12 protein-coding genes are annotated in these 12073 nt (G+C 63.4%); all 12 read left to right on the plus strand.

Annotation, left to right across the window (positions count from 1 at the left end; translation table 11 throughout):
• Positions 1-325: 325 nt before the first annotated feature.
• The 12 genes from NKK51_RS22875 to metK all read left to right on the plus strand — a co-directional run bounded on the left by NKK51_RS22875 (position 326) and on the right by metK (position 12064).
• Entirely contained in the window at positions 326-1432 is a 1107-nt protein-coding gene (locus NKK51_RS22875; protein WP_352554674.1) for a DUF1513 domain-containing protein, read from the plus strand.
• A gap of 110 nt (positions 1433-1542) precedes the next feature.
• Positions 1543-2220, plus strand: a complete 678-nt coding sequence (tsaB, locus tag NKK51_RS22880) for a tRNA (adenosine(37)-N6)-threonylcarbamoyltransferase complex dimerization subunit type 1 TsaB (protein ID WP_352554675.1) — start codon at positions 1543-1545, stop codon at positions 2218-2220.
• Positions 2221-2715 carry a ribosomal protein S18-alanine N-acetyltransferase gene (gene rimI, locus NKK51_RS22885; RefSeq protein ID WP_024503455.1) on the plus strand — a complete coding sequence of 165 codons (495 nt, stop codon included), beginning with the start codon at positions 2221-2223 and terminating at the stop codon, positions 2713-2715.
• A gap of 21 nt (positions 2716-2736) precedes the next feature.
• The gene (gene olsA / locus NKK51_RS22890; protein WP_352554676.1) at positions 2737-3537 is read left to right on the plus strand and encodes a lyso-ornithine lipid O-acyltransferase; all 801 of its coding nucleotides are present in this window, start codon (positions 2737-2739) and stop codon (positions 3535-3537) included.
• A gap of 74 nt (positions 3538-3611) precedes the next feature.
• On the plus strand, positions 3612-5033 hold the full coding sequence (gene miaB, locus NKK51_RS22895; protein ID WP_352554677.1) for a tRNA (N6-isopentenyl adenosine(37)-C2)-methylthiotransferase MiaB: 1422 nt from the start codon (positions 3612-3614) through the stop codon (positions 5031-5033).
• An 83-nt stretch (positions 5034-5116) separates the two neighbouring features.
• The gene (locus tag NKK51_RS22900; RefSeq protein WP_023758127.1) at positions 5117-6109 is read left to right on the plus strand and encodes a PhoH family protein; all 993 of its coding nucleotides are present in this window, start codon (positions 5117-5119) and stop codon (positions 6107-6109) included.
• Between the two features lie 18 nt (positions 6110-6127).
• Positions 6128-6628, plus strand: coding sequence for an rRNA maturation RNase YbeY (ybeY, locus tag NKK51_RS22905; RefSeq protein WP_023811413.1), 501 nt, complete (start codon positions 6128-6130; stop codon positions 6626-6628).
• Between the two features lie 28 nt (positions 6629-6656).
• Entirely contained in the window at positions 6657-7769 is a 1113-nt protein-coding gene (locus tag NKK51_RS22910; RefSeq protein ID WP_023811412.1) for a hemolysin family protein, read from the plus strand.
• Between the two features lie 134 nt (positions 7770-7903).
• The gene (locus NKK51_RS22915; RefSeq protein WP_352554678.1) at positions 7904-8374 is read left to right on the plus strand and encodes a VOC family protein; all 471 of its coding nucleotides are present in this window, start codon (positions 7904-7906) and stop codon (positions 8372-8374) included.
• 102 nt (positions 8375-8476) lie between these two features.
• Entirely contained in the window at positions 8477-10069 is a 1593-nt protein-coding gene (gene lnt, locus NKK51_RS22920; RefSeq protein WP_352554679.1) for an apolipoprotein N-acyltransferase, read from the plus strand.
• 141 nt (positions 10070-10210) lie between these two features.
• Positions 10211-10630: a helix-turn-helix domain-containing protein gene (locus NKK51_RS22925; RefSeq protein ID WP_023811410.1), complete on the plus strand. Its 420-nt coding sequence runs from the start codon at positions 10211-10213 to the stop codon at positions 10628-10630.
• A 168-nt stretch (positions 10631-10798) separates the two neighbouring features.
• Entirely contained in the window at positions 10799-12064 is a 1266-nt protein-coding gene (metK, locus tag NKK51_RS22930) for a methionine adenosyltransferase (RefSeq protein ID WP_023811409.1), read from the plus strand.
• Positions 12065-12073 lie beyond the last annotated feature (9 nt).

The raw sequence follows: 12073 nt of genomic DNA on the forward strand, positions 1-12073 counted from the left end.
CCATAGCTTCGTCATCCTGGGGCGAAGCAAGGAGCGAAGCGACGCAGCGCAGACCCCGGGATCCATGCCGCGACTTCAAAGCGCTGCCGCGGTCCAGAATTTTGCTCCGTTGCACCCGACGGTCAAGGTCACGGCATGGATCCTCGGGTCTCCGCGACGGAGCTTCGCTCCTGCTCCGCCCGTGGATGACGAAGTTCCGGAGGCTTCGGCTAACTTCCAATGTCTGCGATGGATCATTCCAAGAATCGGTAGGTGCCAAGCGTCAGCTCCGATCCGTAATAATCACCGTGTCCTGGAGCGAGCCAGTGCAGGGGAGGATAGTCTCTTGAAAACCTCCCTCATCGATCGCCGCGATTTCCTGAGGGCTGCGGGTATCGGCTTTGCCGCGGCGATGGCGCCGTCGGCCTGGGCAAAGACGCTTGCGGCCGACGCCGTCTTCGCCACGGCTTTCGTCAAACGCGACGGCAGCTTTGGCGCTGCCGTCCTGTCCGAGGCCGGCAAGGTCCTGCATGCGATCGACCTGCCCGATCGCGGCCACGATGTCACCTTCGATCCCATATCGAAACGCTCGGTGGTCTTCGCGCGTCAGCCCGGCACCTTCGCCGTGGTTTTCGATCACTCGGGCCGTGACGCGCCGCTGACGATCGCCAGCATCGCCGGTCGGCATTTCTTCGGCCATGGCGTGTTCTCCGCCGACGGTGCGCTGCTCTATGCCACCGAAAACGACTTCGACAATGCTGCCGGCGTCGTCGGCGTCTACGATGCGCGGGCGAAGTTCAACCGCATCGGCGAGTTCCCGACCTACGGCATGGGTCCGCACGAGCTTCTGCTGCTGGGCGACGGCAGGACGATCGCTGTTGCCAATGGCGGCATCGAGACCCACCCGGACTATGGCCGCGCCGAACTCAACATCGCCACCATGAAGCCGTGCTACGTGCTGATCGACCGCGTCACCGGCGACTTCATCGAGAAGCACGAATTGCCCGCCGCACTGCACCAGCTGTCGATCCGCCACATGGACGCCGACCCGTCCGACACAGTCTGGTTCGGCTGCCAGTACAGGGGGCCGGGCACCGATCGTCCGCTGCTGGTCGGCCGCGCCGAGCGCGGCAAGGAATTGCAGTTGCTTGACATGCCGCAGGACGTTTTGTCCGGCTTCCGCAACTACATCGGCTCGGTCGCCGCCAATCCGGCTGCCGGCACCGTCGCCGTCTCCTCGCCGGAAGGCAATTCGCTTGTCGTGATCGATTCGGCCAGCGGCCGGATCGTTTCGAACAGCGCGCTGGTCGAGGTCTGCGGCGTGGCGCCAGACGGAACCGGCTTCATGGCCACCACGGGCGCCGGCGAGATCATCGAGGGCAGCGGCGCGACACGCTCCGAACCGGACTATGTCTGGGACAACCACATGCTGCGCATCGATCCGGCCGCATAGGTGCTTTTCCTGTCGAGCCGAAGCGAAGCCGCTTAACGAATTATGCACTATCCCCTTGCGGTGGCGGGCCGTGGCGGGCACAGGGAATTGTTTTTCGAACCGGTCGCTCCATGAAACTGCTTGCCATCGACTGTGCCGCCAACCTCTGCGCCGCTTGCGTCTATGACGTGGTGGCGAAGCGGGAGCTTGGCCGTTCGGTGCTCGATCTCGGCAAGGGCCATGCCGAGCAGCTGATGGCGGTCATCGCCGAAGCGCTCAAGGCGGCCGCAACCGACTATGCCGGTCTTGGCGTCATCGCCGTCTCCGTCGGCCCCGGCTCCTTCACCGGTCTGCGCGTTGGTGTCTCGACCGCGCGCGGCCTGGCGCTGGCGCTGAAGATTCCGGCAATCGGGGTGACGACCCTGGAGGCGCTGGCCGCCGAAGCAGCAGCCGCATTTCCCGGTCGCGCCGTGCTGGCGGCGCTCGATGCCGGCCGTGAGGAGATCCACGCGGCCTTTTACGACGAAACGTCAGCCTTGGCTTACGGTCCGGCCGTGGCCACGCTGGCTGACGTGGTGGCCATGGCGATGGAAACGTCTCCGGTGCTTGCCGGCACCGCGGCAGCGCTCATCAGCGCATCGGCCGGGCGCGAATTTGATGTCGGCCCTCGGACAGCCACCGCCGACATTGTCACCTACGCCCGCCTGGCTGCCGCCAAGGGCGCAGGCGAACGGCCGAAACCACTCTATATGCGCGGCGCCGACGCCAAGCCGCAGGCTGGCTTTATTCTATCAAGGCAAGAAAGATAAATGCGCATACCTTTTCTCCAACCACGCCGCCGGGACTACGCGCTCGAGCCGCTGAGGATCGCCGACAGTCCGGCGGTCTCGCTGCTGCATCGCGAGGACTTTGTCCGCCCTTGGACCGATGGCGAATTCGCCGCCCTGCTCGAACAGGACACCGTGTTCGGCTATGCCGCGCGCGAAACCGGACAGGGCTCCAAGCCGCCCGTCGGCTTCGTGCTGGCGAGGCTTGCGGCAGGCGAGGGCGAGATCCTGACCGTCGCGGTGGCGCGATCGCATCGTCGCCAGGGGTTGGGCTGGCAATTGATGGACGCGGTGTTGCGCGAACTGCACGCGCAGCGCGCCGAAGCGCTGTTCCTCGAGGTCGACGAGACCAATGTCGCGGCGATCGCGCTTTATCGTCGGCTGGGCTTCCGCGAGGTCGGCAAGCGGCCGAATTACTACAGATCGGCCGAACACGGACCGACCGGCGCGCTTGTCATGCGCCGCGATCTTCGCTAGCGAGACGGCCGGGATGGGGCGATGATCAAGAAAATCAGGATTCTCCTGGCGCTGGGCCTCGTTGTCGCCGGTTCGCTGGTCCTCGTGCCGTTACAGATACTGTCGATGAAGACTGGCTGGTGGCCGGAAACCTTCATCCTCAAGGTCTGGCACAGGCTGATCGTCAGGGCGCTCGGCATGCGCATCCATGTCAAGGGAGCGCTGTCCGACAAGCGCCCGCTGCTGGTTGCGTCCAATCACATCTCCTGGACCGACATCATGGTGCTCGGCTCTTTTGCCGACGTAAAGTTCATCGCTAGGGCGGATATGGAGGGCTGGCCGCTGATCGGCATGCTGTCGAAGCTGCAGCGCACCGTGTTCATCGAGCGCGAGCGCAAGCGATCGTCGGGCGACCAGGCAAGCGAGATTGCCAGCCGCATGGCCAAGGGGGATGCGATGGTGCTGTTTGCCGAGGGCTCGACCGGCGACGGCAATATGGTCCTGCCGTTCAAGAGCACGCTGTTCGGCGCCGCCTCGATGGCGATTTCCGAAGGCGCGGCGGAACAGGTGTTCATCCAGCCGGTGGCGATCGCCTATACGCGTCTGCACGGCGTGCCGCTCGGCCGCCGGCATCGCCCGCTTGCCGCCTGGATCGGCGATGAGGATTTGATGCCGCATCTCAAGGTATTGCTCGCTGAGGGCGCGCTCGACGTCGAGGTGCATTTCGGCGAGGCAATCGCCTTTTCCAAGGGTTCGAACCGCAAGGAGACGTCGAAACTGATGGAAAGCCAGGTGCGTGAGATGATGCAGGCGGCGCTTGCCGACCCGCGGCCGAGCCGGTAGCTCCGGCACGCCCTTGCTGGCGCGGGCCGAGAATCGTCTGTTTTTTGTCACGGAAAGGCGTTAGAAGCCGCCTTATGGACTTGAACACGATAGAAAGCGACGACATCGGCACTACGGCTGGACAGCCGGCGGTGCTTCCCGCGGCAGCGAGAAAAGTCTTCATCAAGACCTATGGCTGCCAGATGAACGTCTATGATTCACAGCGTATGGCCGATGCGCTGGCTGCCGACGGCTATTCCGCGACCGATGCCATTGGCGAGGCGGACCTGGTGCTGCTGAACACCTGTCATATCAGGGAGAAGGCTGCCGAAAAGGTCTATTCCGAGCTCGGCCGTATCCGCGACATGAAAGCCGAGCGTGCCCTGGCCGGCCGTGAGATGCTGGTCGGCGTCGCCGGCTGCGTGGCGCAGGCTGAAGGCGCCGAGATCATCCGCCGTTCGCCGGCCGTCGACCTGGTCATCGGTCCGCAGACCTATCACCGGCTCCCGGACATGCTGGCGCGGGTGCGCGGCGGCGAAAAGATCGTCGAGACCGACTACGCCATCGAGGACAAGTTCGAGCATCTGCCGCAGCCCAGGCGCGCCGAGGTCATCAAGCGCGGCGTCACCGCCTTCCTCACCGTGCAGGAAGGCTGCGACAAGTTCTGCACCTTCTGCGTTGTGCCCTACACAAGGGGCTCCGAAGTCTCCCGGCCGGTGGCGCAGATTGTCGCGGAGGCTGAGCGCCTGGCCGAAGCCGGCGTGCGCGAAGTGACGCTGCTTGGCCAGAACGTCAATGCCTGGCATGGCCGGGGCGAAGCCAAAGGGGGCAAGACCGAGGAGTGGGGCCTTGGCCGCCTGCTGTTCAGGCTGGCCGAAATCCCCGGGCTGGCGCGTCTGCGCTACACCACCAGCCATCCGCGCGACATGGATGACGAACTGATAGCGGCCCATCGCGATCTGCCGGCGTTGATGCCCTATCTGCATCTGCCGGTGCAATCCGGCTCCGACCGCATCCTCAAGGCGATGAATCGCCGGCACACGGCAAGGGATTATCTGGCGCTGCTCGACCGTATTCGTACCGCGCGGCCTGACATCGCGCTCTCCGGCGACTTCATCGTCGGCTTCCCCGGCGAGACCGAGGCGGATTTCGAGGCGACCATGGAGTTGGTGCGTCAGGTGAATTACGCCTCGGCCTTCTCGTTCAAATATTCGCCGCGCCCCGGCACGCCGGGCGCCGAAATGTCCGATCACGTGCCCGAAACGGTCAAGGACGAGCGCCTGCAGCGGCTGCAGGCTCTGCTTGTGAAACAGCAGCAGGATTTCGGCGCGAGCCTCATCGGCAGCACCATCGACACGCTGATCGAGAAGCCCGGCCGTCAGGCCGGCCAGAAGGTTGGCCGCTCACCTTGGCTGCAGCCGGTTATTGTTGATGAAAAGGCCGGCGAAATCGGTGACATTATCCAGGTGCGAATCACGAAGACGGGCTACAATAGCCTGTTCGCCGAATTGGCCTGAGGGTCTCGGCAGATGAGGAGAGACGGTTGAGCGCAGCAGAGCTGAAGAACCTGCCCCCGGTACCGGCATCTGGGGCTTCTGACATGGCGCACATCGTTCTGACTTTCGACAACAACAAGCTTGCCAGCGCCCTTTATGGTCAGTTCGACGAAAACCTCGCCAGGCTGGAGCAGAAGCTTGGCGTCGACATCCGTTCACGCGGCAACCAGCTGACCATCAAGGGCTCGGCATCGGCCGCCGAGCAGGCGCGCCGCGCCCTGGACAACCTCTACGGCATTCTCCAGAAGGGCGTCGATATCGGCCAGTCCGACGTCGACGGCGCCGTGCGCATGGCCATTGCCGCCGATGATCAGCTGACGCTGCCGACGCTGGAGCGCAAGGGCAAGGTTTCCGCCGCCCAGATCGCCACCCGCAAGAAGACGATCTATGCCCGTTCACTTAACCAGGACGCCTATATGCGGGCGCTGGAACGGTCGGAACTGGTGTTCGGCATCGGCCCGGCCGGCACCGGCAAGACCTATCTGGCGGTGGCGCATGCGGCGATGCTGCTCGAGCGCGGCATGGTCGAGCGCATCATTCTCTCGCGGCCTGCGGTCGAGGCCGGCGAACGGCTGGGCTTCCTGCCCGGCGACATGAAGGAGAAGGTCGATCCCTATCTGCGGCCGCTCTATGACGCGCTCTACGACATGATGCCCGCCGACAAGGTCGAGCGCGCCATTGCCGCCGAAGTGATCGAGATCGCGCCGCTCGCCTTCATGCGCGGCCGCACGCTGGCGCATGCCGCCGTCATCCTCGACGAGGCGCAGAACACCACGCCGATGCAGATGAAGATGTTCCTGACGCGCCTGGGCGAAAACTCGCGCATGATCGTCACCGGCGACCCGACCCAGATCGACCTTCCCTCGAACACCAAATCGGGCCTGGTCGAAGCCTTGCGGGTGCTGGACGGCGTGGCGGGCGCGGTCACCGTGCGCTTCAACGACGGCGATGTGGTCCGCCATCCGCTGGTGGCGGAAATCGTCAGGGCCTACGACCGGGACGCCAAGCTGGCGCGCGGCCTCGGCGCCGAGAATTGATGTTGACGATGCGGCTTCATGCCTGAGGACATAATATCCGGCGACGGGAATGTTCCCGTCGACATCGACATATCGGTTGAGGCGGGCAACTGGCCCGACGAGGTGAGCCTGACGCGGCTGGTCGATGGCGCCGTTAAGGCGGCTTTTGCCGAAACCGGCGTGGCTGGCCGTTCCGAACTCAGCCTCGTTTTTACCGACGACGCCCATGTCCAACTCCTCAATGCCGGCTGGCGCGGCAAGGACAAGCCGACCAACGTCTTGTCTTTTCCGGCTTTTCCGTTTGCGCAAGGCGGTCCGTTGCCGCCGATGCTGGGCGACATCGTGCTGGCCGCCGAAACGGTCGCCCATGAAGCGGCACTGGAAGACAAGCCTGTCGAGAACCATATCACCCATCTCGTCATCCACGGCCTGCTGCATCTGCTGGGCTACGATCACGAGACCGAGGCCGAGGCCGAGGCGATGGAAGCCGTCGAACGCGCGGCGCTTGCAAGGCTTGCCATTCCCGACCCCTACGCGTAACTACATCTGATCAATTGACCGGACGACGATGAACGACAAACCAGAGACTGCCGCCCGCCCCGACGCCGGCAGTGCGAACAAGGCTTCCGACACGTCGGAAGAGGGATCAAGTCCGAGTACCGTTACGTCTGGCGCTAGCAGTACCTCTGCTGCTGCCGGTGCTGGCAGCGCTGCCAGCGAGACGTTGCCTGCCGGTCCCTCACTGTTCGACCGCGTTCTGGGCCTGTTTCGGCAACGCAACGGAACCAGCCTGCGTGAGGAAATTGCCGGCGCGCTAGCCGAGACGACGAGCGATGCCGGCGCCTTCTCGCCCGGCGAACGCGCCATGCTCAACAACATCCTGCGGCTGCGCGAAGTGCGCGTCGAGGACGTCATGGTGCCGCGCGCCGACATTCAGGGGGTCGAAATCACGACGACGCTCGGCGATCTCCTGGGCACTTTCGAACAATCCGGCCATTCCCGCATGCCGGTCTATTCCGAGACGCTCGATGATCCGCGCGGCATGGTCCATATCCGTGACGTGCTGGCCCACATCACCAAGATCGCGCGCGTCAAGAAGGGCCGCACGACCAGGAAAACCCCCGCTGCCACGGTTCTCGATCTTGCCCAGGTCGACCTCGCACGCACCATTGGCGACCTCAATCTGATCCGCCCGGTGCTGTTCGTGCCGCCGTCGATGCTTGCCTCCGACCTGATGGGCCGCATGCAGACGACGCGCACCCAGATGGCGCTGGTCATCGACGAATATGGCGGCACCGACGGCCTCGCCTCGCTGGAAGACATCGTCGAGATGGTGGTCGGCGACATCGAGGACGAGCATGACGACGACGAGCCGATGATCACCCAGAGCGGCGACGGCGTGTTCATCGTCGACGGCAAGGCCGAGATCGACGACGTCGCCAAGATGATCGGCGGGGATTTCGCCGCCGGTGAACATGGCGAATATGTCGACACGATCGGCGGCATGATTTTCAACACGCTTGGCCGTGTTCCGGCCCGCGGCGAGGTGGTGCAGGCCATACCCGGCTTCGAGTTCCACGTCCTCGACGCCGATCCGCGCCGCGTCAAGCGCGTGCGCATCGTGCAGAGCCAGAAGGGTGAGCGCCGCCGGCGCGCCACCGCGCGCACCGAACAGGCGTAAGCATGATGCCGAAAAGTTGCAGACTTTTTGGATGAACATCATGCGGCAAAACCAGGGCTTAAGCATGATGCCGAAAAGTTGCAGACTTTTCGAATGAACATCATGCGGCAAAACCAGAATCCAGGCGCTTAGGGATGGCGGTCGAGGACCCCTTCAAGCATCCAAGTCTGGGGTCCGGTGTCTTCTACAAGGACCCTCGTGCCGCGCTGGACTGGCTGGAAGCAGCCTTCGGCTTCGCGCGCAGCATGGTGGTCAGCGATGCCGAGGGAAAACTCGTCCATGCAGAGATGCGATTCGGCGACAGCTACATCATCGTCGATTCCGAATGGAGCGATTATGTTGCCAGCCCGGCTTCGGTCTTGGGCAAGAACACGCAGTCGATCTATGTCAGGCTGAAGCGCGGCCTGGATGCGCATTGCGAGAAGGCGCGGGCTGCCGAGGCTGATATAATCCAGGAGCCGGCGGATCAGTTCTACGGTGAGCGCCAGTATCGTGCACGCGACCCCGAGGGCCATGTCTGGACCTTCACGCAGACCATCCGTTCAGTTCCGCGCGAGGAGGCCGAGCGGCTGGGCGGCGTTCAAATCGAGGGTTGGCACCGGTAGGGCAGGGCCGAAGCTGTGCATCTCAGCCAGCCCATCCGCCGTTTGGAGCGCGGAGCGCAGCCTGTTAAATCTTGTGTCCTGATTCGCGACTCGGAAGTATGCATGGAGCGCCTCACCGGCCGGATAATTCTGCTTTGGGGTTGGCGGCGTGCGCTCGTGGCGTTTCTCGCAGGCGCTTTTGCCGTGCTTGGGCAGGCGCCTTACGATTTCTTCGCCGCCTGTTTCGTCTCGTTTCCGCTGCTGGTCTGGCTGCTCGACGGCGCCACCGGCGAAGCTTCCGGCAGCCTGTTCCAGCGCCTGCGGCCGGCTTTCGCCGTCGGTTGGTGGTTCGGTTTCGGCTATTTCCTCGCCGGCCTCTGGTGGATCGGCTCGGCGCTGCTGGTCGAGGCCGACAGTTTTGCCTGGGCGCTTCCCTTCGCGGTGGTCGGCATTCCTTTCATGCTCGCCTTTTTCTACGGCTTTGCGGCAATCGTTGCCCGGCTGCTGTGGAGCAACGACATTGGCCGCATCGCCGCCCTTGCCTTCGGCTTCGGCCTGGCGGAATGGCTGCGCGATTTCCTGTTCACCGGTTTTCCCTGGAATGCCGTCGGCTACGCGGCCATGCCCGTGCCGCTGCTGATGCAGAGCGTCTCGGTGACGGGCATGATCGGCATGAACGCGCTCGCGGTGTTCGTCTTCGCATTGCCGGCACTGCTGGCGGCACGTCGGCATCTGCGCCTCGGCGCGGCACTGTTTGTCGTGCTCGCCGCCGCCCATGTCGGCTTCGGCTATGTCAGGCTTGCCGCTCCCGAACCGCCAGCTTCACGCAGCCTGGATGTCCGCATCGTCCAGCCGGCCGTTGACCTGTCGGAAAAATGGGATGCCTCGGTGCGCGACCGCATCTTCGCGGTCCTGATGGGGCTCTCGGCCAAGGCGCCGGACCCAGGCCATCAAAAGCCGCAACTGATCTTGTGGCCCGAAACCTCGGTGCCGTTCCTCTTCACCGAGCGTCCGGACGCATTGACGGCGCTGGGGGACATGCTCGGACCCGGCCAGATGCTGATTGCCGGCGTCGTTCGCGAGGAAGGCGGTTCGGCCGCGAATGCCGACAGCCGTTACTACAACTCCGTGGTGGCGATCGACGACAAGGGTGAAATCGCTGACGCCGTCGACAAGGTTCACCTGGTGCCGTTCGGCGAATACCTGCCTTTCGCCGATCTGCTCCAGCGTTTCGGCATCGAGCAACTGGTTGCCGGGCCGATGAGTTTCGCGGCCGGCAATGAGCGCCACGCCATCACGCTGCCCGATGGCATCCGTGCGCTGCCATTTATCTGTTATGAGGTGATCTTTCCCGATCTTGTGGCAGTTGACGCTGCGTCAGCGCAGCTTATTGTGAACGTTACCAACGATGCGTGGTTCGGCGACACGCCGGGTCCGTATCAGCATTTCAGGCAGGCCCAGATCCGTGCGGTGGAAAATGGATTGCCATTGGTGCGTGCTGCCAACAACGGCATCTCGGCCGTCGTCGATCCGCGTGGGCGCATCGTCGATGCGCTTGCGATCGACGCACGCGGCGCCATCGACGCCCACATACCGATTTCCGGACAGGCGCTCATATCTCCCGGCCAACGGTGCATTAACGGAATGCTGATCATGTTGCTGTTTGCCGTTGGGGCAGCGCTGTTGAACGTAAGGCAAAGGCTACGGGTGAATTGACAGCCCACACATTAGAAACTCATACTGTAAGTGCCTGAAAATTTCTCGAAGCCGGTGGATCGTTCTGTTGGGGCAGTTGCCTCCGGCTTTGTTTGGGCAGGAAAAAAATAGAGAAAGCCGAAAAAATTCGGCGAGGAAAAAATGACAGAAGACAACAAGAAGAAACCGAATCCGATCGACATCCATGTTGGCAGTCGCATCCGGCTTCGCCGCAACATGCTGGGAATGAGCCAGGAAAAGCTGGGAGAAAACCTCGGCATCACATTTCAACAGATTCAGAAATATGAAAAAGGCACCAACCGCGTCGGCGCCAGCCGATTGCAGGCGATAGCGTCCATACTCGGCGTGCCTGTCGCCTTCTTTTTCGAGGATGCGCCCGGCCAGGAGCCCGTGGCGGGCCGCGGATTTGCCGAGGACGCGTCGATGGCTTTCGCCGTCGAATTCTGCGGCAGTCCCGAAGGACTCCAGCTCAACCGGGCCTTTGTCAAGATCGCGGACGCCAAGGTGCGCCGCAGGATCATAGACCTGGTCAAGTCCCTCTCCACCGACGATCCCGACTGATCGGCAATCACGCCAGGACTGGCGGCGTCTTGCCGCCGGTGGCACAAGATAACTGCATCGACATCATGCCAGAACCGAAGCACCGCTTGACGAGCGGCGCTTCGCCCCGCTAACACGTGGCGCGCCAAAATCGGCAGCCTGCCGATCGTTTTTCAAGAGGGGACACCCGTGACGCGGCAGAACTACTTCTTTACCTCGGAATCCGTTGCCGAGGGCCATCCTGACAAAGTCTGTGACCGGATTTCCGACGAGATCGTCGATCTGGTGTATCGCGAAGCCAAGAAGACCGGCATGGACCCGTGGAAAGTCCGTGTCGCCTGCGAGACGCTGGCCACCACCAACCGTGTCGTGATCGCCGGCGAAGTGCGTGTTCCCGACACGTTGCTCAAGCGGGACAAGGCCGGCAATATTCTCAAGGATGCCGCCGGGCATTCGGTCGTCAATCCGGCCAAGTTCAAATCGGTCGCCCGCAAGGCGATCCGCGAAATCGGCTACGAGCAGGCCGGCTTTCATTGGAAAACGGCGAAGATCGAGGTTCTGCTGCACGGCCAGTCGCCTGACATCGGCCAGGGCGTCGACAATGCCTCCGACCGTCAGGGCGAAGAGGGTGCCGGCGACCAGGGCATCATGTTCGGTTACGCCTGCCGCGAGACGCCGGATTTGATGCCGGCGCCGATCTACTACAGCCACAAGATCCTCGAACTGCTGGCTGCCGCTCGTCACGAAGGCAGCGGTGAAGCCGGCAAGCTCGGGCCGGATGCCAAGAGCCAGGTCACCGTTCGCTATGTCGACGGCAAGGCCGCCGAGGCGACGCAGATCGTGCTGTCCACGCAGCATCTCGATGCGAGCTGGGATTCGAAGAAGGTCCGCAAGGTCGTCGAACCCTATATCCGGGAGGCGCTGGGCGACCTCAAGATCGCCGACGATTGCATGTGGTACATCAATCCGACCGGCAAGTTCGTCATTGGCGGGCCGGACGGCGATGCCGGACTGACCGGCCGCAAGATCATCGTCGACACCTATGGTGGTGCCGCACCCCATGGCGGCGGCGCCTTCTCCGGCAAGGACACCACCAAGGTGGATCGTTCGGCGGCCTATGCGGCGCGCTACCTGGCCAAGAACGTCGTGGCGGCGAAACTCGCCGACCGCTGCACCATCCAGCTTTCCTACGCCATCGGCGTTGCTCAGCCGCTGTCGGTCTATGTTGACTTGCACGGTACCGGCAAGGTCGACGAGGCAAAGCTCGAGGACGCGTTGCGCACGGTAATGGATCTGTCGCCGTCGGGCATCCGCCGTCACCTCGATCTCAACAAACCGATCTACGCCAAGACGTCGTCCTACGGCCATTTCGGCCGCAAGGCCGGCCGTGATGGGTCTTTCTCCTGGGAAAAGACCGATCTCGCCAAGGCGCTCAAGGACGCGGTCGCCGCCTGACAGCGGCGC

This window comes from Mesorhizobium sp. M0011, from assembly GCF_040324155.1.
Lineage (GTDB): Bacteria > Pseudomonadota > Alphaproteobacteria > Rhizobiales > Rhizobiaceae > Mesorhizobium.

Bases quoted from the DNA above. Each gene is read 5' to 3' on its own strand.
- tsaB (WP_352554675.1), top strand. From the start codon at position 1,543: ATGAAACTGCTTGCCATCGACTGTGCCGCCAACCTCTGCGCCGCTTGC.
- miaB (WP_352554677.1), top strand. From the start codon at position 3,612: ATGGACTTGAACACGATAGAAAGCGACGACATCGGCACTACGGCTGGA.
- NKK51_RS22915 (WP_352554678.1), top strand. From the start codon at position 7,904: ATGGCGGTCGAGGACCCCTTCAAGCATCCAAGTCTGGGGTCCGGTGTC.
- NKK51_RS22910 (WP_023811412.1), top strand. From the start codon at position 6,657: ATGAACGACAAACCAGAGACTGCCGCCCGCCCCGACGCCGGCAGTGCG.
- lnt (WP_352554679.1), top strand. From the start codon at position 8,477: ATGGAGCGCCTCACCGGCCGGATAATTCTGCTTTGGGGTTGGCGGCGT.
- rimI (WP_024503455.1), top strand. From the start codon at position 2,221: ATGCGCATACCTTTTCTCCAACCACGCCGCCGGGACTACGCGCTCGAG.
- olsA (WP_352554676.1), top strand. From the start codon at position 2,737: ATGATCAAGAAAATCAGGATTCTCCTGGCGCTGGGCCTCGTTGTCGCC.
- NKK51_RS22900 (WP_023758127.1), top strand. From the start codon at position 5,117: ATGGCGCACATCGTTCTGACTTTCGACAACAACAAGCTTGCCAGCGCC.
- NKK51_RS22925 (WP_023811410.1), top strand. From the start codon at position 10,211: ATGACAGAAGACAACAAGAAGAAACCGAATCCGATCGACATCCATGTT.
- ybeY (WP_023811413.1), top strand. From the start codon at position 6,128: ATGCCTGAGGACATAATATCCGGCGACGGGAATGTTCCCGTCGACATC.